This is a genomic window from Streptomyces sp. HSW2009 (genome assembly GCF_040240285.1).
GTDB lineage: Bacteria > Actinomycetota > Actinomycetes > Streptomycetales > Streptomycetaceae > Streptomyces.
Genome location: NZ_JBEHZD010001118.1, coordinates 1 through 667, shown reverse-complemented (window position 1 = coordinate 667; position 667 = coordinate 1). Strand labels below are relative to the sequence as shown.

1 pseudogene is annotated in these 667 nt (G+C 80.5%); it reads right to left on the bottom strand.

The window, feature by feature from the left end:
* Window positions 1–667, bottom strand: a pseudogene (locus tag AAHZ94_RS34840) (hypothetical protein); the annotation flags it as partial.

Here is a 667-nt window from a genome sequence, read left to right as displayed (position 1 = left end):
GCCGGCGGTGTGCGGGCGCTTGGGCTGGGGGGGTGGTGGACCCGGCCCCCGCCTCGTACGGCGCGCGGACCCCGGCGGAGTGGGCCGAGTGGGCCGGGACGGCGACGCCCGCCGGCACCCGCCCCGCGGGCGCGCGCTCGGGCGTACGGGCGGCGGCAGCGGAGTCCTGGTCGGCGCCCGGAGCGGCGGAGTCGTACGCATCCGCCGCGTACGGAACCGGGGCGTACGGGGCCTGGCCGTAGGGCTCCGGGGCGTACTCCTGCGGGTTGTGGGCGTCGGTGAGCAGGACCGGGTCGGGGGCCGCGGCCTGCTGCGGCCCGGGCGCCCGCCCGTCGTCCGGGCCGCAGCCACGCTCCGGCTCGGGGCGCGGCCCGGCGTACGCGTCTCCGTGCGGATCGACGGTGGGGTACGGATCGGCTTCGGGGTCCGCGTACGCGTCGTGGGGCGGGTGGTCGGCGCGGGCGGCCAGGGCCACGGCGGCGTCCAGACCGCGCACGAAGCGGCGGGCGGCGGCGATGTCCGGGTGCGCGGCGGGGCCGGTGCCGGCCACCACCGGGGCCAGCAGCGCGCGGAGTTCGGCGACCCGCATCCACCACAGGAAGGGCGAGCCGATGACCAGCACCGGAGCCGTGGACGTGGCGTGCTCGGAGTGGTCCGGGCCGGCCGG